20 protein-coding genes are annotated in these 21,050 nt (G+C 67.1%); 7 read left to right on the forward strand and 13 right to left on the reverse strand.

What is annotated here, in order from left to right; all coding sequences use genetic code 11:
* Positions 1–25 precede the first annotated feature (25 nt).
* Positions 26–826 carry a DUF1906 domain-containing protein gene (locus ACJH5R_RS17500; protein ID WP_406756598.1) on the forward strand — a complete coding sequence of 267 codons (801 nt, stop codon included), beginning with the start codon at positions 26–28 and terminating at the stop codon, positions 824–826.
* Complete coding sequence (locus tag ACJH5R_RS17505) at positions 823–1,554, forward strand: hypothetical protein (protein WP_406756599.1); 732 nt, start codon at positions 823–825, stop codon at positions 1,552–1,554. Before ACJH5R_RS17500 ends, ACJH5R_RS17505 begins: the two co-directional genes overlap by 4 nt.
* On the opposite strand, the gene ACJH5R_RS17510 is transcribed toward ACJH5R_RS17505, so the two are convergent.
* Positions 1,504–2,121, reverse strand: coding sequence for a TetR family transcriptional regulator (locus ACJH5R_RS17510; protein WP_406756600.1), 618 nt, complete (start codon positions 2,119–2,121; stop codon positions 1,504–1,506). The genes ACJH5R_RS17505 and ACJH5R_RS17510 overlap by 51 nt on opposite strands.
* Complete coding sequence (locus ACJH5R_RS17515) at positions 2,102–2,941, reverse strand: SDR family NAD(P)-dependent oxidoreductase (protein WP_406782494.1); 840 nt, start codon at positions 2,939–2,941, stop codon at positions 2,102–2,104. Before ACJH5R_RS17515 ends, ACJH5R_RS17510 begins: the two co-directional genes overlap by 20 nt.
* A gap of 120 nt (positions 2,942–3,061) precedes the next feature.
* Here ACJH5R_RS17515 and ACJH5R_RS17520 point away from each other — a divergent pair, with 120 nt between their 5' ends.
* The 5 genes from ACJH5R_RS17520 (at position 3,062) to ACJH5R_RS17540 (ending at position 7,642) form a co-directional block, all read left to right on the forward strand.
* The gene (locus ACJH5R_RS17520; RefSeq protein WP_406756602.1) at positions 3,062–3,928 is read left to right on the forward strand and encodes an LLM class F420-dependent oxidoreductase; all 867 of its coding nucleotides are present in this window, start codon (positions 3,062–3,064) and stop codon (positions 3,926–3,928) included.
* On the forward strand, positions 3,925–4,419 hold the full coding sequence (locus ACJH5R_RS17525) for a nuclear transport factor 2 family protein (protein WP_406756603.1): 495 nt from the start codon (positions 3,925–3,927) through the stop codon (positions 4,417–4,419). Before ACJH5R_RS17520 ends, ACJH5R_RS17525 begins: the two co-directional genes overlap by 4 nt.
* Positions 4,419–5,195 (forward strand): SDR family NAD(P)-dependent oxidoreductase, encoded by a 777-nt coding sequence (locus ACJH5R_RS17530; protein ID WP_406782495.1) that lies wholly within the window; start codon positions 4,419–4,421, stop codon positions 5,193–5,195. Before ACJH5R_RS17525 ends, ACJH5R_RS17530 begins: the two co-directional genes overlap by 1 nt.
* A gap of 90 nt (positions 5,196–5,285) precedes the next feature.
* On the forward strand, positions 5,286–6,518 hold the full coding sequence (locus ACJH5R_RS17535) for an acyl-CoA dehydrogenase family protein (RefSeq protein ID WP_406756605.1): 1,233 nt from the start codon (positions 5,286–5,288) through the stop codon (positions 6,516–6,518).
* Positions 6,518–7,642, forward strand: a complete 1,125-nt coding sequence (locus tag ACJH5R_RS17540) for an acyl-CoA dehydrogenase family protein (protein ID WP_406756606.1) — start codon at positions 6,518–6,520, stop codon at positions 7,640–7,642. The genes ACJH5R_RS17535 and ACJH5R_RS17540 overlap by 1 nt, the downstream gene beginning before the upstream one ends.
* Positions 7,643–7,651: 9 nt before the next feature.
* Here the strand turns inward: ACJH5R_RS17540 and ACJH5R_RS17545 are convergent, their stop codons facing one another.
* The 11 genes from ACJH5R_RS17545 to ACJH5R_RS17595 all read right to left on the reverse strand — a co-directional run bounded on the left by ACJH5R_RS17545 (position 7,652) and on the right by ACJH5R_RS17595 (position 20,990).
* Complete coding sequence (locus ACJH5R_RS17545) at positions 7,652–7,969, reverse strand: DUF732 domain-containing protein (protein ID WP_406756607.1); 318 nt, start codon at positions 7,967–7,969, stop codon at positions 7,652–7,654.
* Positions 7,970–8,025: 56 nt separating this feature from the next.
* A complete protein-coding gene (locus ACJH5R_RS17550; RefSeq protein WP_406756608.1) occupies positions 8,026–9,201 on the reverse strand; it encodes a sodium-dependent bicarbonate transport family permease in 1,176 nt (391 codons plus the stop codon).
* 51 nt (positions 9,202–9,252) lie between these two features.
* Positions 9,253–10,578 carry a PPE family protein gene (locus tag ACJH5R_RS17555; RefSeq protein ID WP_406756609.1) on the reverse strand — a complete coding sequence of 442 codons (1,326 nt, stop codon included), beginning with the start codon at positions 10,576–10,578 and terminating at the stop codon, positions 9,253–9,255.
* A gap of 68 nt (positions 10,579–10,646) precedes the next feature.
* Positions 10,647–11,915, reverse strand: a complete 1,269-nt coding sequence (locus ACJH5R_RS17560) for a PPE family protein (protein ID WP_406782496.1) — start codon at positions 11,913–11,915, stop codon at positions 10,647–10,649.
* A 475-nt stretch (positions 11,916–12,390) separates the two neighbouring features.
* Positions 12,391–13,419, reverse strand: coding sequence for a fused (3R)-hydroxyacyl-ACP dehydratase subunits HadA/HadB (locus ACJH5R_RS17565; protein WP_406756611.1), 1,029 nt, complete (start codon positions 13,417–13,419; stop codon positions 12,391–12,393).
* A 51-nt stretch (positions 13,420–13,470) separates the two neighbouring features.
* Complete coding sequence (gene cydC, locus ACJH5R_RS17570; protein WP_406756612.1) at positions 13,471–15,144, reverse strand: thiol reductant ABC exporter subunit CydC; 1,674 nt, start codon at positions 15,142–15,144, stop codon at positions 13,471–13,473.
* A complete protein-coding gene (gene cydD / locus ACJH5R_RS17575; protein ID WP_406756613.1) occupies positions 15,131–16,744 on the reverse strand; it encodes a thiol reductant ABC exporter subunit CydD in 1,614 nt (537 codons plus the stop codon). Before cydD ends, cydC begins: the two co-directional genes overlap by 14 nt.
* Before the next feature lie 56 nt (positions 16,745–16,800).
* Positions 16,801–17,844: a cytochrome d ubiquinol oxidase subunit II gene (gene cydB, locus ACJH5R_RS17580; protein WP_406756614.1), complete on the reverse strand. Its 1,044-nt coding sequence runs from the start codon at positions 17,842–17,844 to the stop codon at positions 16,801–16,803.
* Positions 17,845–17,864: 20 nt separating this feature from the next.
* On the reverse strand, positions 17,865–19,334 hold the full coding sequence (locus tag ACJH5R_RS17585; protein WP_406756615.1) for a cytochrome ubiquinol oxidase subunit I: 1,470 nt from the start codon (positions 19,332–19,334) through the stop codon (positions 17,865–17,867).
* Positions 19,335–19,476: 142 nt separating this feature from the next.
* Positions 19,477–20,301, reverse strand: coding sequence for a class I SAM-dependent methyltransferase (locus tag ACJH5R_RS17590; protein ID WP_406756616.1), 825 nt, complete (start codon positions 20,299–20,301; stop codon positions 19,477–19,479).
* 116 nt (positions 20,302–20,417) lie between these two features.
* A complete protein-coding gene (locus ACJH5R_RS17595) occupies positions 20,418–20,990 on the reverse strand; it encodes a TetR/AcrR family transcriptional regulator (RefSeq protein ID WP_406756617.1) in 573 nt (190 codons plus the stop codon).
* Positions 20,991–21,050: the final 60 nt, after the last annotated feature.

Genomic DNA, 21,050 nt, shown 5'->3' on the forward strand with positions numbered 1-21,050 from the left:
CTTCCGGCCGGTACCCTTGCCAGTTGTGACGCGTTCCGCTTCGCGGCGCGACGTGCTCAGGTATGCCGCGTTACTCGGCCCGGCACTGGCCCTGCCCGGCGCCCTCGGGGCGACGGTCGGCGCTGCGCGGGCCGGTGCGGACGGGCTGCAGGTCATCGATTTCGCCCACCGGCTGGTGTCGCCCGAACAGATCAGGGCCGCCGGATTCGACGGGGCGCTGGTCTACGTCTCCGAGCTCCGGCCGGGCGCCACCTTCGACTTCAAGCCCGTCACCCGCGACTATGCCGATGGGCTCCGCGCCGCTGGGCTGCAGGTCGCCAGCTGCTACCAGTACGGCAAGCCAGGCTGGACGCAGTCGCCATCGGACTTCACCAGGGGCTACGACGGCGGTGTGGCCGATGCGCAGACGGCGCTTCGGCTGCATGCCGCGGCCGGTGGACCGCCGTCGGCGCCGATCTTCTTCAGCGTCGATGAGGATATCGACGCCGCAACATGGAAGAACGTGGCGGTCAAATGGTTTCGCGGGATCAATTCCGTACTGGGTGTTGACCGCACGGGAATCTACGGTGGTGCCCGGCAATGCACCTGGGCGATCAACGACGATGTGATCGGGAAATCGACCAGCCCGGGTCACCGGTGGGCATGGCAGACCAGGGCATGGTCGCACGGAGACCGTGAAACGGCAGCCGTACTCTTCCAACGAGAAATCGTTACCGCGACCGAGCCGGGTTTCGTCATCGACGGCGCGCACGTGGACGTCAACGACGTCCTCGCCGCGGACTTCGGTCAGTGGGACCTCACCCGACAACAGGGGGAACTTTCGTGATCGGCACATCCTGGGACGCACCACGAGTGGCCCGGTGGTCCGGCATACTCGGCGTCATCCTGCCCGCGACCACGTTGCTGGCCTACCCGATCTGGTCATTCCCGGGGACGCGAACGCAGTCGATCGACGTGGCGCGGTGGGCCGCGGCTCACCACGACCGGTTGGTCGTGGCGATGGCGCTCAATACCGTCGGCGTCGCGCTCTTGTTCGTCTTCGGCGCCGCGGTGTGGGCGTATCTACGGGATCGCGTTCCCATGAAATCGATCCTTCCGACCTGTTTCGCCGCGGGATTCATCGGCTGCCTGACCCTGCTGCTCAGCGGGTTCACCGCCTTTGACCTCCTGCTGTACCGGCGCCGCAGTGCCGACGCGGCGTCAATGCTCTACGACCTGACGTTCGGACTGCTGGCCATGTCGGGGATGCCCCTGGTAGTGGCGCTGGGCGCGTTCGTGATCTCGGTGTACGCCCGGCAGGCGTTGCCCGCGTACGCCGGGCACCTCGCGCTCGCCGCGGCGGTGGTCCATCCGGCGCTGCTTCTGACGTTCGTCTTCCGCACCGGCCCGCTGTCGCTGGAGGGATTCGCGATCACCGCAATGCCGGCGTTCTTGTTCGCGTGGATCCTCGGGACCGCGCTGGCGATGCCACACTCCAGCGACAGCGCCACCGCGAGTCCGGCGTCAGCGCAGCGGCGCGGGCCCGGCGTGCGCACCACTACGCCAGGGCGCTAGCAGCAGCTCGCAGGCGCGCCGCATGTCGCGTTCGGCCTGCGCAGGGGTCGTTTCACCCATCACCGCCCAAGACAAGATCCCGTAGGCGCACTGCTCCACCAGGAGCGCCAGCTGGGTATCGGGCGGTGTGGGCCGGGAGATCCCGGCGACGGCCAAGATGTTGGCGCGCAGATCGAAGTCTCCGGGTGCAGTCGATTCGGATCGCCGGGCATTGACCGAGGTGATCATCGCGCGTGCCAGCCGCGGCCGCGCGAGCATCGATCGGCAGAGCCCAACCATGAGATCGGTGACGTCAGTTGCCGGACAGCCCGTCAGCGGGTGCGAAGGACCGGCGGTCTGGGTGTAGTGCAACAACAAGGCGCTGAACAAGTGATGCTTGGTGGGGTAGTAGCGGTAGACGGTCGCGATCGACACCGCTGATTGATCGGCCACATCCTGCATCCGGACGGCCTCCAAGCCGTCGCGGGAACCGAGTCGGGCGGCGGTGGCAAGGATGCGCTCGCAGCGTTGTCGTTGGGCGGGCGTGCTGGGGGTGGCGGCTTCGCGCTCAACTGGCGGGCGGGGCACCGGTGCCTCGGGCGGCCGCTGCGAGCAACTTCTGCATCAGCCGATGCGAGGCGAGCACCGCTTCGGCCCGATCTGCGGTGGCGTGCAAAGCGGGGCTGTCGGCGTGGGCCGAGATGACGTGCACCGGTCCCCGGGAGAGCTGGTCGAGGCCTTCACGGGCGACATCGGCCGGATCGGACACCCGCAGCCCCGGCACGTCGAAGTTGAGGCCGGCCCGTGCCATGGCCGGCGTCCTGGTCACCCCGAGCACCAATTCCAGGACGTGCACGTTGTGGTCGCGCAACTCCAACCACAGGCCCTCGGTGTAGATCCGGCTGAATGCTTTCGCGCCCCCGTAGACGGTCTGCCGTGCCGAACCGAGATACCCGGTCAGCGACCCGACCAACAGCAGACCACCGCGCTGCCGGACCCGCATCGGCCTGGCGAAATGGTGGATCAGCGCCAACGGTGTCCGCACGTCCAGGTCGAGGACGCGCTCGAAGGCAGCCAGATCGCCGTCGAGGAACTCAGCGCTGTGGGTGTTGGCACCCGCGTTGTAGATCAGCAGACCCACCTCGACGTCGGACGTCGCCTCGCTGATCCGCGTGACGGCATCGGCGGCGGTCAGATCCAGAGCGAGCGCCCGGACGTCGACACCGCGGGCCCGGCACCGATCCGCGGTGTCGCGCAACGGGTCTGACTTGCGAGCGATCAGGACCAGATTGATACCGGCCGCGGCCAGCTGGGACGCGAACTCGGCGCCGACACCTTCCGAGCCTCCAGCGATCACAGCCCAGGGGCCGTACTGCTGCGCCCATTCGGGTTGATCATCGCTGGACAAGAGACACCTCCGTAACTAAAATTCATTCTAGTTTTCTCAAACGAGGCTACCTCACCCCCGCGGCGCAACGGAAGGCGCAGAGTCGATGCGATACAACGGTCCCCGGATTCGGCCCCGCTGATGCGGCTCGGTTTGGCCACGCCGGTCGTCATTCAGATCCCTGGCGTGGCATCGAGCTGGGAAGCCGAGGCCAATGTTGACGACCTTGGCCAGATCGCCTCGGCCGCCGACGAACTCGGGTTCGCCTACCTCACCTGTTCGGAACATGTCGCGGTTCCCGCCGAGGCCGCGGCCGGCCGCGGGGTGACCTACTGGGATCCGTTGGCCACCTTGTCGTTTCTGGCCGCCCGCACCCATTCGATTCGATTGGTGACATCGGTTGTGGTGCTGGGCTATCACCATCCGTTGGAGATCGCCAAATGCTACGGGACCCTGGACCGGCTCAGCGGTGGTCGGCTGACCTTGGGTGTCGGGGTGGGGTCGCTGCGGGAAGAGTTCGACCTGCTCGGTTGCGCGTGGGAAGACCGCGGCGCCCGGGCCGATGACGCGATGATGGCGTTGCGGGCGTCGCTGTCGACCACCCGCCCCGCCTATCACGGCGCCTTTTACGGGTTCGACTCGATGATCGTGCAGCCCTGCGCCGTGCAACAGCGGGTGCCGATCTGGGTGGGTGGACGCACCCGGCGTTCGCTTCGCCGGGCGGTGGGCCTGGGTGACGGCTGGACACCATTCGGCCTCACCATCGACGAACTGGTGAAACACCTTGACGCGGTTGACTTGCCGGACGAGTTCGCAGTCGTCTTGTCGACGCCCCCGCTGGATCCGATCGGCGCCCCCCAGCAAGCCCTCGATCGGATCGGCAGATTGACCGGCGTCGGCGCGACCGATATCAGCTGCGTGATCTCGGCCCGTTCGGCGGCGCACTTCCGCGACCAGCTGAGCGCACTTGCCGAGCTGGCCGACCTGCCGCGTCCGGGGCGACGATGAGCGAACAGCGGTTGGCTGACCTAGAGCGGCGTCTGCAGCAGATCGAGGACGAGCGCGCGATCGAGCGGCTGATCGCGTCCTATGGACCGCTGGTGGACGCCGGTGACCCCGAATCGACCGCCGCGCTGTGGCATCACGACGGTGTCTACGACGTCGAGAACTGGCTCATGAGCGGCCGCGAGCAGATTGCGGCCATGGTGCGCTCGCGTGGCCACCAGGATCTGATCGCTCGAGGTTGTACGCACTTTCTGGGCCCGGCGGTGGTCACCGTGACCGGCGACGAAGCGGTCGCGGTGTGTGAGTCGACGCTGCTGGTCAAACAGGGCAGCGAGTTTCGCGTCGCGCGGGGCGGCGCCAACTACTTTCACCTCAAGCGGGTGGCCGACTCGCCCGGGCAGTGGCAGATCGTCAAGCGGATCACCCGGATGCTCGACGGCGCCGCCCAGAGTCGGGAGTTGTTGACCGACGGCATAGCCGGACGAATCCGATGATGCCGGTTCTGAGTGGGAGAACCGCCCTGATCACCGGCGCGGGCGCCGGCATCGGCGAGGGGATCGCCCGACGATTCGCCGAAGAGGGCGCGCATGTCGTGGTCACCGAGCTCGACGAAGAGTCTGGGCGTAGCGTGGCCGCGTCGGTCGACGGGCTCTATGTGCCGATGGACGCAGCAGATCGAGCAAGCGTCGAAAACGCTGTGGCGGAAACAATTGCGTCATACGGGTCGATCGACATCCTGGTCAACAACGCATGGGGTGGTGGTGCGCTCGGCCGTGTCGAGCACAAGACCGATGCCCAGCTCACCGGGGCACTCGCTGTCGGATACATGGGCCCCTTCTGGGCTATGCGAGCCGCTCACGCCGACATGAAGGACCGCGGCTGGGGTCGAATTATCAACATGTGCAGCCTCAATGGAGTCAACGCCCACATCGGGACCCTGGAATACAACGCCGCCAAAGAAGCGCTGCGTGCCCTGACCAGAACCGCCGCTCGTGAATGGGCGCCGAACGGCATCACCGTCAACGCGATCTGCCCAGCGGCCAAGAGCAAGCAGTTCTACCAGGCGATGAGTGAGCACCCCGAACTGGAACCGTTGGCCGACGCGATGAATCCGATGGGACGTATGGGCGATCCGTACGAGGACATCGCACCGATTGCGGTGTTCCTGGCCGCCGACTCATCCCGGTATCTCACCGGCAACACACTTTTCGTCGACGGCGGAAGCCACATCAACGGCGTGGCCTGGGCGCCGAGCCTGCCAGACAGTTAGCTGCCGCGAGGTAGCCGGAACCGTCCTTCACTACTCGGCGGCTAGACTGCGCGCAAAAGCGTCTATCCGCCGGCACGGCAGGGGAGATTAATGGATCTGCGGTGGTCGGAGGAAGACCGGGCATTTCAAGCCGAGGTACGGGATTTTCTCGACCAGAAGCTGACACCGGAGCTGCGCCGAGCGGGCCGGCTGATGACCAGCGTGTACGCCGACCACGAGGCCAGCATGGCGTGGCAGGCGATTCTGCACGAGCGGGGTTGGGCGGCGCCCGCGTGGCCGGTGGAGCATGGCGGCTGCGATTGGAGCCTCACCCAGCACTACATCTTCAGTCGCGAGTCGACCCTCGCCGGCGCGCCGTCCCTGTCACCCATGGGAATCCGGATGGTCGCGCACGCGATCGTCCGGTACGGCACGGACGCACAGAAGGACTACTTCCTGCCCCGGATCCTCACCGGCGAGGTGTTCTTCTGCCAGGGGTACTCCGAGCCGGAGGCCGGATCGGACTTGGCGGCCTTGTCGATGGCGGCCACTGTCGACGGCGACGACCTGGTCTGCACCGGCAGCAAGATCTGGACCACCCACGCCGGTGAGGCGAACTGGATGTTCGCGCTGGTGCGCACGTCCCGGACCGGTAAGAAGCAGCAGGGCATCACGTTCTTGCTGATCGACATGACCTCTCCCGGTATCGAGATTCGGCCGCTGGTGATGACTTCCGGCGAAGAGATCCAGAACCAGGTGTTCTTCGACGAGGTGCGGGTCCCCAAGGCCAACGTCATCGGGGAGATCGACAGCGGCTGGACGGTCGCGAAATATCTGCTCGAGTTCGAGCGCGGCGGCGGCGCGGTGGCGCCGGGCCTGCAGGTGGTGGCCGAGGAGGTTGCCACGGCTGCCAAGAATCAGCCGGGGCCCGGCGGCGGCAAGCTTGCCGACGACGACGCCTTCATGCGCAAGCTGGCCGACGCGCGGATTCGCGCCGAGGTGTTGGAGATCCTGGAATACCAGGTGCTCACCGCCGTCGCGCAGGGGCGCAATCCCGGGGCGTCGTCGTCGATGCTCAAGATCTTGGGCACCGAGCTGAGCCAGGAACTGACGGCGCTGGCGTTGGAGGCGGCCGGGCCGCGTGGGCGGATCTACCAGCCGCACGTCACCGCGCCCGGCGGGCCGATCGCCGACTACCAGCCTCCCGCCGACGGGTATGCGTCTGGCGAACCGTGGCAGGCGGTGGCCCCGCTGCGCTACTTCAACGACCGGGCCGGATCGATCTACGCCGGCAGCAACGAAATTCAGCGGAATATTCTGGCCAAGGCGGCATTGGGGCTCTAATGGACTTCAACATGAACAACGAGCAGCAGATGCTGCGTGACGGCATCACCAAGTTCCTCGCCGCACGCTACGACCTCGAGACGAGCCGCGCGGCAGCCAAGACCGGCGCCGGCTGGCAGCCCGAGATCTGGCGCGCCTTCGCTGGCGAACTGGGCATTCTGGGTGCGACGTTCCCCGAAGAGTTCGACGGAATCGGCGGCGGTGCTGTCGAACTCATGGTCATCACCGAAGCGCTCGGGCACGCGCTGGTGATCGAACCCTATGTCGACACCGTCGTCGTCGCGGGCGGACTGCTGCGCCGCTCCGGCAGCTCGGTCGCAGCCGGTGTGCTCAAGGAGCTCGTGGCCGGTACCGCGGTAGCGGCATTGGCTGCAGCGGAACCGGATTCAGCAGACCGTTGGCAGGACGCGAAAACCCTGGCGCGCCCCGATGGTGACGGTTGGGTGTTGAACGGCTCGAAGATCATGGCCGTGGCGGCACCCCTGGCAACGCATCTGCTGGTCACCGCGCGTATCGAGGGCGAGGATGGAATCTCGTTGTTCCTCACCGACGCCGACGCTGCGGGCATCACGCTGCACCCGTATCGGACCATCGACGACCGGAGCGCGGCCGACGTCACCTTCACCGATCTGCGGCTTGGCGCGGATGCGTTGCTGGGTGAGCGGGGCGGGGCCTGGCCCTCGTTGGCGCAGGCCCGCGACGAGGGTGCCGCGGCGATCTGCTCCGAAGCGGTTGGCTGTATGCGAAAAGTCCTGGCGGACACCGTCGAATACTGCAAGCAGCGTCAGCAGTTCGGGCAGCCCATCGGCAGCTTCCAGGTTCTCCAGCACCGCATGGTCGACATGTTGATGGAGGTCGAGCAGTCGGCCGCCGCGGTCTACCTGGCGATCCTCAATCTCGAGGCCGACGAAGCGACCCGTGCCCGTGCGGTGTCGGCGGGCAAGGCCACCATCGGCCGGGCGGCCCGATTCGTCGGCCAAGAGGCGGTGCAGCTGCACGGTGGTATGGGCATGACCGAGGAGTTGGCGATCGGCCACTACTTCAAGCGGCTCACCGCTATTCAATACGAGTTTGGAAGCACCGACTCGCACCTCGCCCGCTACGCGGAGCTGACCAAGGCGTAGTTGGGTCGGCTACTTCTTCAAGTGCTGCGGGCAGTAAGCGTTCGCGGCCGCCGCTGCGAACTGCGAAGCGGCGTCCATGGTCAGCCCGGGGTTGTCGGCCGTGAGTTGTTTGACGACCTGCAATCCCGTCTCGCCGTTGTTCGCCATGCTGCAGACGGCATGACCGGCCACAATGGCCTGATCGCTACTGGCGAAGGTAAGTCCCACGGCTCTTACCGCAGTCAGGAAGGCGGCGTCGCCGCCGCCCCCCGCATCGGGATCCGCGTACGCCGGTGCGGCACAACCGATGACGGCGGCTACGCCCAAGATCGATAACACGCTGCGCATGCTGTTCCTCCTACTCTTCACTCGACTGCCTGAGGTTTCCATGCTCTGCAATCCCTCTACTGCGACGTGATGAGACGGGCGATCTCGATGTAGAGCGGGATGCCGATGGTGACGTTGTAGGCGAACGTCAGACCCAGCGATGCGGCCAGCGGCAAGCTGGGGCTGGCTTCCGGAATCGCCAGCCGCTGGATCGCCGGCACGGCGATGTACGACGCCGCGCCGCACAGCACGGCGAACAGGACGTAGGTGCCCAGCTGGAAGTGGATGCCGGTCAGCTGCGAATAGGTGTGTGCCACAAACAGGCCCAGGGTCGCGAACAGGTTGGGAACCAGCAGGCCGAAGAGGATGAAGCCACGGCCGGCCGTTTTCAGGTCCTTCAGCTTGCGCGCGGCGGTCAGGCCCATCTCGAGCAGGAAGAGACACAGGACGCCCTGGAACGCGGTGACGAAGACCGGGTCGTCGACACCGGTGACCTTCGAGCCCTGCAAACCGCTGATGAAGCCGATCGCGATACCACCGAGCAGCAGGCAGATGCCCGGGTTGAGGAAGACCTCCCGCACCAGTTCCCGGCTGATCAGCCGTCCGTTGGAGGTCACTTCGGTCCCCGCGCGACGCTCGAGGCTGGTCTCGATGGCCAGGCCGCCGGTGGGGTCGCCGGCCTGGGTGGCGCCGACGGCTGCCGGGACAGAATCGGCCGGCACCGTGTAGCCCGGCTCGTGAGGCATGTTTCCGGCAGCGTCCATCCCCCGGTGCCGCAACCGGGCGACCAGGAACAGTGCCACCAAGCAGCCGGGGATCTCCATGATCGCCAGCATCACCGGCATGTAGGCGTCGAAGGCCATGCCGATGGTGGCGAGCACGCCCATGCAGGTGGCGAAGGTTCCGGCCGAATCGGAGCCGTAGTACCCGGCGACCGTTGCGCGGTCGACTTCGCGCATCTTCGTGAGGTATTTCAGCAGCACATAGGCGATCGTGCCGATCAGGAAGTTCAGGACGAAGCCGGTGAGCATGAATCCGAGGATTCCGCCGATCTGCGAGATGTCGATGCCGGCGAGCTCCTCGCCGCCGTGCCAACCGATGGCCAGCAACAGGTACATCGTCAGACCCTGATACACCGCGTTCGGAAACTCGAACGGCACCTTGGCCAGCGCGAGAAGGAAGCCGAAGTAGAAGAACAGCAACAGTGGCTTGAACAGGTTATGCGTGAAGTTCTGCCAGAACTCGAGAAGCATGACTCTCTCTTTCGGGGAAGGTAGGGGAGGGTTCGGCGCCGCTGGTAGGCGTCAGCTGAGGGGGGTTGCGGCCTTCTTGGCGCCCTTGAGGTGTACGGCGTGAACGCCGGGCTTGCGGGACAGCTCTTCAAGCAGTTCGTCGAGTCCGGCCTGGTCGACGTTCCAGTGCTGGACCGCCTCGGGCTGGCTCTGCAGCTTGGCGATCACCGCGTCGAGCTTGACGGGAGTCTTCGCCTTGCCACCCTGGATCCGGATGCGACCGGTGCCCGCGGTAGCGGTGCGGGGGCGGGCACTTCCCAGGGCTCCGCCGGCCATGCTGCCCAGCGCAGCCTGGTTGAGCAGGCCGCCGGCCATCCCCGAGGCGGGGGCGGCAGCCAGGGCTGCGGCGGGGGCGCCGGTGGCCGCCAGCCGGATCGCCGGGCTGGCAGAGGCCCAGCTCGGCGGGACGGACAGGTTGCCGACCAGGTTCGCCTCGGACATGGTGGCCGACACCGACGAGGTCAGGCCGGCCACGCCTCCCATCCGCAGCCCGGCGCCGAGGCCGCTGAGCGGCAGGCCCTCGAAAACCCGGCCTACCGGGGTTCCGAACTTGAGGAAGTTCTGGATGGGGAAGTTGGTCAGCAGCGAAATGTCGTTGAACGGCGTGGTCAGCCCCGCCGGACCCTTCAGAGCCGCGAACACCGACGCGAAGTTGGCCGGAGCACTCGGATTGCCGGTCAGCTGGATGAGCGCGTTGTTGACGAAGTTGTTGTACTGGGTGGCCAGGTTGCCCAGGAAATCCATGATCGAGTTGCCGCCCGAGGTGGCTGCCGCCGACCCCGCGTTGGCCGCCGACGTGGCTTCGGCGGTCCCGGTGGTGGTCTGTGGTGGCTCGGTGAACGCGGTGGTCTTGGTTGCCGCGGCGGCCGATGCGGCGTAGGTCTGCATGGCGGCGGCGTCCTGCGCCCACATCTCCAGGTACTGGGCTTCGTTGGCCGCGATGGCGGCGAGATTCTGGCCCAGGAAGTTCGTGGCGTACAGCATTTGGTTCTGGGTGCGGTTGGCCGTAACGACTTCCGGCGGAACGGTCGCCGCGTGCGCTGCTTCGTAGGCGGTGGCTGCGGCCTGCGCCTGCGTGGCCGCCTGAGCCGCGGTGGCCGCGGTGGTCGACATCCAGGCGGTGAAGGGCTGGGCGGCGGCCGTCATCGCCGCTGCCGACGGACCGGTCCACGATTCACTGGCGAGCGAGTCGAGCACGGCGTTGTATTCAGATGCGGCGGTGCTTAATTCGCTGGCAAGACGCCCCCACGCCGTGGCGGCGGCAACAAGCGACGCGGATCCGGGCCCGGCGTACATCTTGGCCGAGGTGACCTCTGGCGGGATCAAAGAAAAGTACATTTCGACACCCTTATCTGGTCGCGTGCGACTGGGTCGGCTGGGGGAGGCCATGTTTCGTCATCGCTGGGTCACTCATCCAGTGCCGGAATGACGATGATGGTGGCGGCCGCGGGATCGGCCTCACCGGGCGGAATGGGGCCGAAGGCATCGGACCCGCCGCTGTTGCGCAGCGAACGGGTTGCCGCGCCGACAGTTTGGGTGGCGGTGGTGCCCATACCGCGGCCCAGCAGGCTGGACAGTGCCATCTCACCGAACATGGCGTCTTGACCGGCTACCGCAGCCATCGGAGCGGCCTCCAGTGCCGCCGGCAAGGACGAAGCCATGCTGACCAGCTTGGTCGCCGGCGCTGCGACCGCCCAGGAAGCAGGTACCGACAACTTCCCGACGGTCGCGGCGTTGCCCAGCACGCCGGTCGCACTGGTCAGGCTTGCCGCCGGTAGTGCCGTTTGTGCGAGAGGTGCCAGCGGCAACAGCGCTCCGGTAATGGCTTTCGGGCCGGCGAAGAACGACTGCGCAGCCATCCCGTTCATGATCCACGAGTACATCTGTCCGAACGCCAGCCAATAGCCGCCGGGGATTGTCGACCAGCCGAGAGGGGTCGTGGCCCCGGTCAGTGTGCTGAAGATCAAGTTCCAGTTGTCCAGGAATGAACCCGATGTTGTCGCCGCCGCGGTCCCCACCGGGTTGGAGGCCAACGACTGCAGTGCCTGGGGCATCGCGTTGAGCATCTGGGAAACCTGCTGCGCGATATTGGAAGCCGTCGAGTTTCCGGTTGCTTCTGCCGCTGCCGCCGCCTGATTGGCCGCACCGGTCGGATTGGTGGTCTCCGGGGGCTGGTTGAACGGTGTGAGCTGTGTTGCCGCTGCGGCCGATCCGGCGTAGCCGTACATGGCCCCGGCGTCCTGCGCCCACATCTCCGCGTAGTGAATCTCAGTGGCCGCGATCGCCGGCGTGTTCTGTCCGAGGAAGTTCGTCGCGATCAGGGTTGCCAGCTGCGTCCGGTTCGCCGCGACCACCGGCGGTGGCACCGTGGCGGCGAAGGCGGCCTCGTAGGCCGCGGCCGCGGCACGGGCTTGGTGGGCCGAGAGCTCTGCCTGCGTCGCGGTCGTGCTCATCCACGTCACGTAGGGCTCTGCTGCGGCGGCCATCGTGGTGGACGACGGCCCTGACCATTCCCCCGTGAGGCTCGAGACCACGGACTCGTAGGCCGAAGCCGCAGAACCCAATTCCGCCGCGAGTGCGTCCCAAGCCGAAGCGGCCGCCAGCAGGGGGCCGGAGCCCGCACCTGCGTACATCCGGCCGGAGTTCATCTCCGGTGGCAATGCAGCAAAATCCATCTCGGGTGACTCCTTACGTCACGCGTCCTGACTGCCGACGCTTGAAAACTCGCCATCGAAACCCAAACCCTAGACGGCCGTTGTCTATTCGAGGTTCCTGCGATGTAAACAGCGTGCGACCATTTTCAGTTAATAGTGGTACCAGTAGATCTTTGAAAACTGTTGTGAGGCAGCTGTCATCAAGCTATCCGCAGCGATTACCCGCTTACATCAAGCTTTTGACGGTCTTTATGCCGTTAATTCCAAACGGGAGAAATCGCAGCCGGTTTCGAGTTTTCCGGCTACGCCATCAGCCGGATTGCCGAAGCCGGTCCACGCCTCTTCGTTCGGGCGGAATTCTCTTCACAATCGTCATCTCAGTCGACTGATAGTACGCAGGGGTTGCTGGAAACTACCTGTATGCGAACTGGGTCTTCGCTGTCGCTGTGCTGCTGGCGGACTGTCAGGCTTGCGGTCGCCCGTACTCGGGCAGAGGTCAGCGGAAGCGGACGTGCATGGTCGCGAGGCCGAAGATCTTCCGGTTCTCGGACTTCGCGGCGACCAAGATGATACCGCTACGCGTGTCAGCGTCCAGCGACTTGATCCGGCCGCTGAATTCGATGTCGGAGCCTTCCTTGGCGGACACGATCGCGGGTGCGGACAGTCGTACGGCGTAGCGAGTGACGGCACCCGGGTCGCCGGTCCAGGAGGAGGCGAAGCCCGCGCCCAGGCCCATGGTGAGCATGCCGTGCGCGATCACGTCGGGCAGGCCGGCCAGCTTGGCGATGTCCTCGTCCCAGTGGATGGGGTTGGCGTCGCCGGCGACACCGGCGTAGTTCACCAGGTCGCCCCGGGACAGTCGGGTGTGATGCACCGGCAGGGCGTCGCCGACCTTCACCTCGTCGAAGGAAGGTGTCGCCGGGGTGCGGGTCAGGCCCCCCTCGGATATCCGGATCTCGCCTGCGGGCCGCACTGTTTTTTCATAGCGGGCGGCCGATTCGCCGACATCGAGGATGTTGACGTCGTGCATCATCGCGCGCTGCACGGCGGTCTTGACTTCCGGGCCGATGTCCTCGGCGGTGACACCGACCACGGTGGTGTGCAGGGTGTGCACCACTTCCCCCGCCGTGTCGGTGAAGGTGTTGGTGACGGTGATCAGGTCGCGGCCGGCGATCCGGCGTACCGAGGTCAGCTCGACGTCGATGGTCAGTTCGTCGCCGTCCACGATTGGACGGTGCTGCTCGAAGACCTCTTCGGTCTGCATGTAGGTGTCGTAGCCGACGACGACGGATTCGAACATGCGCCGGTTGCACGCCATGCCCGGGGTTGAGGTGAACGTCAACGGCGCCACCAGGCCCGAGTAGCCCATCTCGGCGGCTGCGGCGACGTCCCAATGCGCGGGGTGATAGTCCTGCACGGCGCGCGCGTACTCGCGGACCTTCTCGCGGCCCACCAGGTAGGTGCCGTCCATCTGGTAGTAGTGGCCGACCCGGGCTTCCAACGCGGACGTCTCTGCTGCGGTCATGAGTTGACTCAACCGTTCTGTCGGCTGGTTGCGGAAGCCGACTAAAGCACCCTAGCGGGTCTCCGCCATCGGCTCAGCGGGGATCACGAGCGCGGCGTAGCCGGGCGCTGCGCCGTCGCCGGGCAGGTGATGGGTGGCCACCACCACCGTCCGATCGGCTCCGAACAGCCCGCGCGCGGCCAAGACGGCCCGCAGCAGGTCGTCCGCGTCGGTGGCGTCGAGGTGCTCGGTGGGTTCGTCGAGCAGCACGATCCGGGCCGGCGAGAGCAGGGCCCGGGCCAGTAACAGGCGCCGCCGCTGCCCCGCTGACAGTGCTTCGGCGCCGCCGGCCAGCACGGTGGCCAAACCGTCCGGAAGACCAGCCAGCCACTGCCCGAGCCCCACCCGGCTCAATGCGCTGACCAGCTCGTCGTCGCGGCAATCGCCCCGCGCCACCAGCAGATTGTCCCGGACTGTGGTCGCGAAGACGTGTGCGTCTTCGGCGAAGAAACTGATCGCGGATCGCAGGTCGGCTTCGGAAAGCTCCTGCAGTACGGTCCCGCCGACGGAAACCTGACCGGTCAGCGGTGCCAGCAGGCCGGCCAGGGTCATCAGCAGCGTGGTCTTGCCGGCTCCGCTGGGGCCGGTGATGGCCAGCCGGTCCCCGGGCGCCAGCTCAAGTTGCACGCGCACGGACTGATCCCGTCGATATCCGGACCGCAGATCGGCGCGCAGTGGCGGCGTGGTGGCCGAATCCGGCCGCAGGACTGCCGGTGTGTCCGCAGTCACGGGATCATCCGGGGCCAGGTCGATCAGCCGCCGCGCCGCGATCCGTGCACGGGTCAGGGCGACGGCGGCGCCCGGCAGTGCTGTGGTCGCCTCGAACGCGGACAGCGGCAACAACATCAGAATTGCCACGGTGGTAGGTGCCACGGCATCGGCCAGCCCGATCCCGGCTACCACGGCGCCCAGCACACTGAACCCGATCGCGGCGGTGGGCAGCGCAGCGGCGATCGCGGCCGGTTCGGCGGCCCCGTCCAGGGCTGCGCCCCACGCCCGCTGGCGGCGTTGGGATTCGCCGATGACGGCGGGAAGCCGCCCGGCGATCCGCAGCTCAGGGGCGTGGTCGAGTGCGTCCATGGCTGCGACGTCACGCTCTGCGAGGTGGTCGCGGGCCGTGTGTTCCTGCGCCGCGGCGGCCCGCGCGGCCAGCCACGGCGCCACCACACCCGCAGCCAGCAGGCAGACCGCCAGGACCATCGCTGCCGCCGGCGAGATCACCGCGATCACCGAGGTGGCGACCATGCCCAGCACCGCCGCGACCCCGATCGGCAGCAGGGCACGTACCAGGACGTCTGCCAGCGCGTCGATGTCGGCGCCCATCCGCGCCACCAATTCACCACTGTGCAACCGCACCGCGTTCTGCACCGGGCCACGGGCCAGTCGCCGGTAGAGCTGTCCGCGGGCGGTGCCCGCGGCCCGCAGCGCCGCGTCGTGACTCACCAGCCGCTCGCAGTAGTGCAGTACGCCGCGCGAGATCGCGAATGCCCGCACCGCCACCACCGCGATCGACAGGTCCAGCACCGGCGGCATCTGCCAGGCCCGAGTGATCAGCCAGGCCGAGATCGCGGCCAACGCGAGCGCACTGCACAGCGACAACGTCCCGAGCAGGCCGGCCAACAGCAGCCGGGGCAGGCGCGGGCGCAGCAGCCCGACGGCCTCCCGTAGCGGATCAGGCCGGCGCATGATCTGCGGCTCCCACGCTGTGCACGGTGACGACCTGGTCGCCGATCGCCAGCACCGGTGTTCGGTGGCCCACCACCACGACCGTCGCTCCGGTGCGCGCGCGTCGCACCAGCTCGGCCAGGACCCGTCGTTCGGTGGCGGCGTCCAGGTGGGCTGTCGGTTCGTCGAGCAACAGCACCGGCGCTGTCGAGCCCAGCGCTCGCGCCAGCCCCAGCCGCTGCCGCTGCCCCAATGACAAGCCGACACCACCGCGACCCAGCCTGGTGTGAAGCCCGTCCGGCAGCCCAGCGATCACGTCATCGAAACCTGCTGCGGCGCAAGCAGTATCGGTGTCGATGAGATCGCCGAACAATGCGAGGTTGTCCGCCACCGTGCCCGGGATCAGCGCCGGACGCTGTGGCAGCCAGGACAATTGGGCCCACCATGCCGGCTGGTCGAGGGCGGCGATGTCGACCCCGGCCACCGTGATGCGTCCGGAATCGGAGGCGGTGAGGCCGGCGATCGCCGCCAGCGTGGTGCTCTTGCCGGCGCCGTTGGCTCCGGTCAGCACGGTGACCTGGCCGGGTTCGATCACTGCGGTCAGGCCGGCCGGCGCGGCGCCGTCTCGGCCGGCGACGCTGAGCCGATCGAGGTGAATCCGGGCACCACGTGCGGCAACCGTGCGGGTTCCCGGTGCTTGGCGAGCCGGTTCACCGATCAGCGCAAAGGCCTTCTCGGCGGCGGCGCGCCCATCCTGGGCCGCGTGAAACTCCACCCCGATCCGGCGCAGCGGCCAATACACGTCGGGCACCAGCAGCAACACCGTCAGCCCGGCGGTCAAGGTCATCTCGCCGAACACCAGGCGCAGGCCGATGCTGACGGCCACCACCGCCACGCTCAGCGTGGCCAGCAACTCGAGCACCAGCGCCGACAGGAACGCGATCCGCAGGGTGGCCATCGTCGACCGGCGCTGCGCGTCGGACAGTTCGGCGATACGGCGCTCCGGCCCGGCCGCCCGCCCCAGGGCACGCAGGGTCGGGATGCCGGCGATCAGGTCCAGCAGCCGGGCCTGCAAGGTTGTCATGGCCGCCAGGGCCGCCGCCGAACGATCCGCGGTGGCCAGGCCGATCAGCACCATGAACACCGGGATCAGCGGCAACGTGATCATCACGAGCACCGCCGCGCGCCGGTCGTAGCAGGCGATCACCAGCACGGTCACCGGGGTCAGGATCGCCGCCAGCAGGAGTGCGGGCAGGTAGGCGGTGAAGTAGGGGCGCAGTCCGTCCAGTCCCCGGGTGACGACGGTTGCGGCGGCGTCCCGTTCGGTGGCCAGCCGGCGGGGGGAGCGCGCGGTGATCGCGGTCAGCACCTGTCCGCTCAGCTCGGCGATCACCGCGCTGGCTCCGCGCTGGCCCAGGCGTGCCTGCAGCCAGTGCGCCAGGGTGCGCACCGTCCACAACAGCGCGAGTGCCGCCAGCAGCGGTGACCAGTGCGCGATGCTGCGTGTCGACGGTTCGGTGATCACGTGAGACACGATGTCGGCCAACACGATCGCGGACCCGATTGCGCAGGCCGAGATCACCACCCCGCAGCCCACCATGGCCAGCAGAAAGCGGCGCACCGCCGTCGATGCCTGCCAAAGCCGCGGGTCCAGCGGCGCCCGAGCTCCCCGGGCGCTCAGGACGGCTGCCTCGCCAACCCGATGGACGGCGGAATCTGATCCGCTGAGATCCGTTGCCGGAACACCCAGTACGTCCAGCCCTGGTACACCATCGCCAGCGGGGCGAAGATCACCGCGGCCCAGGTCATGATCTTCAAGGTGTACGGGGTGGACGAGGCGTTGTAGATCGTCAGGCTCCACTGCGGATCCAAAGTGGAAGGCAACAGGGCCGGATACAGGGCGCCGAACAACAATACGACCACCGCCGCGACGACGGCGGCGCTGCAGGCGAATGCCCAGCCGTCGGACACCCGGCGCCACACCAGCGCCACCGCCGCCACCTGCGCCACCACCGCGACGCCCAGTACCGGCCACGTCCACCCGGTGCCGTAGGCGAGTTGGGTCCACACCCCGAAGCCGCCGACCAGCGCGGTCACCGGTAGCGCCAGCCGGATCGCGAAGCGGTGCGCGTCGTCGCGGATCGCCCCGGAGGTCTTCAACGCGGTGAAGACCGCGCCGTAGAACAGGAACAGTCCGCCGGTGGCCAGACCACCCAACAGGGTGTAGGCGTTGATCACGTCGCTGAACGCCAGGCGGACATGGTGGTCGGCGTCTACCGGCAGGCCTCGGACCAGGACCGCGAACGCCACCCCCCACAGAATCGCCGGCAACCAGGAACCGGCGGCGATGCCGAAGTCCGCCCAGGCTCGCCACTTCGGGTCGTCGACCTTGCCGCGCCACTCGATGGCGACGGCCCGCACGATCATGCCGAACAGGATGGCCAGCAGCGGCAGGTACAGCGCCGAGAACACCGTGGCATACCAGCCCGGGAACGCGGCGAACATCGCGCCGCCGGCGGTGATCAACCAGACCTCGTTGCCGTCCCAGACCGGGCCGATGGTGTTCAGCGCGGCACGTCGGTGCGCCTCCGCTGAATCAGGGGCGCTGACGCGGCCGAACGGTGCCATCAACATCCCCACCCCGAAGTCGAAGCCCTCCAAGACGAAGAATCCGAGAAACAGCACCGCGACCAGTACGAACCACACCTGTTGTAGGTCCATCGCGATGACCTCCTTCTGCGTCAGTAGGCGAACGACAGTGGTGCCACGTCGTTCTCGCCGGGCGGCGCCGGCGGAGCGGGTTCGGCGTCGTGCTCCAGTGGTCCCTCGGCCACGTAGCGTCTGATCAGCCAGAACCAGATCACCGCGAGCACCGCATAAACCAGGGTGAACATCACCAGCGAGGTGACCACCACACCCACGCTGTTTCCCGACACGCCCTCGGCGACGGTCAGCCGTACATTCGGGTCCCCGGTCGGGTTGGGGACGACAACCCAAGGCTGGCGGCCCATTTCGGTGAAGACCCAGCCGGCGCTGTTGGCCAGGAACGGGGTGGGGATGGTCAGCAGGGCCAGCCAGGAGAACCAGCGCTGGTTCGGGATCCCCCCGCGGCGGGTCAACCACAGCGCGGCAAGCGCGAACAGCACCGGCAACAGCAGCAGGCCGATCATCGCGCGGAACGACCAGTACGTGACGAACAGGTTCGGCCGGTAGTCGCCGGGGCCGAACTTCTGCTCGTAGTGCTGCTGGATGTCGCGGACCCCGTCGAGCCGAACGCCGGTGAATCGGCCCTCGGCCAGGAACGGCAGCACGTAGGGCACCTCGATCACCCGGGTCAGGTGGTCGCAGTTGTTCTGCCGTCCGACGGTCAAGACCGAGAAGCTCGGGTCGGTGGCGGTGTCGCACAACGATTCCGCCGACGCCATCTTCATCGGTTGCTGGACGAACATCAGCTTGCCCTGTATGTCGCCGGTAAAGAACAGTCCCACCGCGGCGACCAGTGCGACGAGGCTCCCGAGGATGGTCGCCGGCCGGTACAGGGTGGCCGCGTCACTGCCGGCGGTCTGCGGGGCGCCGTCGGCACGGGACCGGACCATCCACCAGGCGCTGACCGCGGCGACGAACGTCCCGGCCGTCAAGAACGCGCCGGCAACCGCGTGCGACAGGGCGGCCTGGGCGGTGTTGTTGGTGAACAGCGCCATGATGCTGTCCAATTCGGCGCGCTTGGTCTCCGGATTGAAGTGAGCGCCGACCGGGTGCTGCATGAAGGAGTTGGCGGCGATGATGAAGAACGCCGACACGTTGGTGGCGATGGCGACAACCCAGATGCACGCCAGGTGCACCACCCGCGGCAATCGGCTCCAGCCGAAGATCCACAGCCCGATGAAGGTGGACTCGAAGAAGAAGGCGGCCAGTCCCTCCATCGCCAGCGGTGCGCCGAATACGTCGCCGACGAACCGTGAGTACTCGCTCCAGTTCATGCCGAACTGGAATTCCTGCACGATCCCGGTGGCGACCCCCAGCGCGAAGTTGATCAGGAACAGCTTGCCGAAGAACTTCGTCAGCCGATACCAGGCGACGTTGTCGGTGAGCACCCACACCGTCTGCATGACCGCGACCAATGGGGCCAAACCTATGGTCAGCGGCACAAATATGAAGTGATAGACGGTGGTGATTCCGAACTGCCACCGCGATACGTCGACAACATCCATGGGCGATCTCCCGGAGCTGCGGAGCCGATGCTACGACCGAGTGTAGTAGTTGCGTCGCGTCGGCACTAGAGGTCAATTTGACCTGCGGTTATCGCGCGGCCGGCGGGGGAAGTGTCGATGGCCGAACGTCAGCCGGATGAGCTCACGTCGGGTTCCCCAAGCGGAACAGGTTGAACCGGTAGGAGTTCACGACCTTGGGCAGAATTCGTGCCAGCGCCGGCAGGCCGTAGCGATAGCGCCACGGCAGCGAAGCGGCCAATTCAGGCTGTGGGGACGCCATGGTGAGGCTTTCCTGTAGCTCCATGCCCCAGGTGTTGAGTTCACGCGGGTCGTCGCAGACCCACTTCATCCGGGCGGTCACCGCTCGCATCGCTCCGTTGCGGTGCTGGTTCTCGATCATCGTGCGGCCGCCGGTGTCGAGGATGAGTTGCGATCCCGGGAATCGGTTGGCCAGATTGCCAATGGCACCGCGCGTTTGGTCTTTGGGGAAGTACAGCAGTACGGCCTCGGCGACGAAGAGGTAGGGCCCCGGGGCGCCGGCCACGGCGTCGAACCAATCGATGTCTAGGACGGAGCCGGCCAGCATGGTGCGACGGTCGGTGTCGGCGAAGTAGCGACGGCGCAGCTTGATGGTGTCGGGCAGGTCCAGGTCGAACCAGCGCAGACTGCCGTTGTCGACTCGTTCGAAGCGGGTGTTGAGCCCCGTGCCGATCTCAATGATGGTGCCGGCGGGATGATCGCGCAGAAACTGGCGGACCCAGACGTCGAAGATCGCAGTGCGCAGAACCGAGCCCGGCAGCGAACCGCCACGAAAACGCGTGAAGTCGTAGTCCAGATCGTTCACCAGCTCCGCGGCGCGCGCGTCATGGAGTATCGAATGCCTCTCCGCGTTGTCGCGTGCGCGTCCGTACAGCGGGATCAGCAGGGTTTCTTGTACCTCACCGAGGTCGGGTTGGACCTTGCCCATTAGTCACCTCACGAAGCCGCCCCGTAATTTCCCGCCAGACTAGCCACGTTCGCCCCCGCCCGGGGGTTCGTCCGCGCGTCCGTCATGTCATCGACACGCTGGTCCTGCCGGCGGGGCTAGGGCGCCAGTGTCACGCCGCGCTCGAAGATCCGCGTGAGTGTCGGCACGATGCTGTGGCGCGGCACCGTGCCCCGCGCTGCCTCGCTGCAGGCCTTGACCAACAGGCCGAACAGTGCCACCCGAATCCATTCCGCGCTGATGTCGGGATCGAAGACGCCTTCGTGTTGGCCGCGAACGATGAGGTCGAGGATCGGCGCCGAGTTCGGCAGGTTCTCGGCCGGGATGTCGCGAAGCACCGCGGGGTCGGCGAACAAGAACACGATCCGATCGCCCTCCGGGGCGAGTGTGGTGATCACGCGTCGCATCGCGTCGAGCGCCGGACCCTCAGCGGTCGCCGCGGCCGCCAGGATGTCGCTGATGACCCGGATCGAATCCAGAGTGGTCTCGTAGATCAGCCGATCCCGGTCGCTGAAGTAACGGTGCAGGGTGGAGCGGGCGACCTGAGCGGCCGCGGCGATCTCCGGCAGCGTGGCAGTGCGGTCGCGGGCCAGTACCGACGCCGTCGCGTCCAGGATGGCTGCCCGGGTGCGGGATTGTGCACCGGTGAGTTCCTGGGACTGCTCGTTCACGATTCCCATGATAGCCACAGCATAGTCCCGTAATGAGATGTTGACGTCTCATTACGGGAC

The sequence above is a fragment of the Mycobacterium sp. SMC-19 genome, from assembly GCF_045310815.1.
Classification (GTDB): Bacteria; Actinomycetota; Actinomycetes; order Mycobacteriales; family Mycobacteriaceae; genus Mycobacterium.

Excerpts from the sequence above, each read along its gene's own strand:
- ACJH5R_RS17590 (WP_406756616.1), bottom strand. The coding sequence starts at position 20,301 with ATGGGCAAGGTCCAACCCGACCTCGGTGAGGTACAAGAAACCCTGCTG.
- cydB (WP_406756614.1), bottom strand. The coding sequence starts at position 17,844 with ATGGACCTACAACAGGTGTGGTTCGTACTGGTCGCGGTGCTGTTTCTC.
- cydC (WP_406756612.1), bottom strand. The coding sequence starts at position 15,144 with ATGCGCCGGCCTGATCCGCTACGGGAGGCCGTCGGGCTGCTGCGCCCG.
- ACJH5R_RS17545 (WP_406756607.1), bottom strand. The coding sequence starts at position 7,969 with ATGCGCAGCGTGTTATCGATCTTGGGCGTAGCCGCCGTCATCGGTTGT.
- ACJH5R_RS17520 (WP_406756602.1), top strand. The coding sequence starts at position 3,062 with ATGCGGCTCGGTTTGGCCACGCCGGTCGTCATTCAGATCCCTGGCGTG.
- ACJH5R_RS17560 (WP_406782496.1), bottom strand. The coding sequence starts at position 11,915 with ATGGATTTTGCTGCATTGCCACCGGAGATGAACTCCGGCCGGATGTAC.
- ACJH5R_RS17565 (WP_406756611.1), bottom strand. The coding sequence starts at position 13,419 with ATGACCGCAGCAGAGACGTCCGCGTTGGAAGCCCGGGTCGGCCACTAC.
- ACJH5R_RS17530 (WP_406782495.1), top strand. The coding sequence starts at position 4,419 with ATGCCGGTTCTGAGTGGGAGAACCGCCCTGATCACCGGCGCGGGCGCC.
- ACJH5R_RS17555 (WP_406756609.1), bottom strand. The coding sequence starts at position 10,578 with ATGTACTTTTCTTTGATCCCGCCAGAGGTCACCTCGGCCAAGATGTAC.
- ACJH5R_RS17550 (WP_406756608.1), bottom strand. The coding sequence starts at position 9,201 with ATGCTTCTCGAGTTCTGGCAGAACTTCACGCATAACCTGTTCAAGCCA.
- ACJH5R_RS17585 (WP_406756615.1), bottom strand. The coding sequence starts at position 19,334 with ATGGATGTTGTCGACGTATCGCGGTGGCAGTTCGGAATCACCACCGTC.
- ACJH5R_RS17540 (WP_406756606.1), top strand. The coding sequence starts at position 6,518 with ATGGACTTCAACATGAACAACGAGCAGCAGATGCTGCGTGACGGCATC.
- ACJH5R_RS17525 (WP_406756603.1), top strand. The coding sequence starts at position 3,925 with ATGAGCGAACAGCGGTTGGCTGACCTAGAGCGGCGTCTGCAGCAGATC.
- ACJH5R_RS17535 (WP_406756605.1), top strand. The coding sequence starts at position 5,286 with ATGGATCTGCGGTGGTCGGAGGAAGACCGGGCATTTCAAGCCGAGGTA.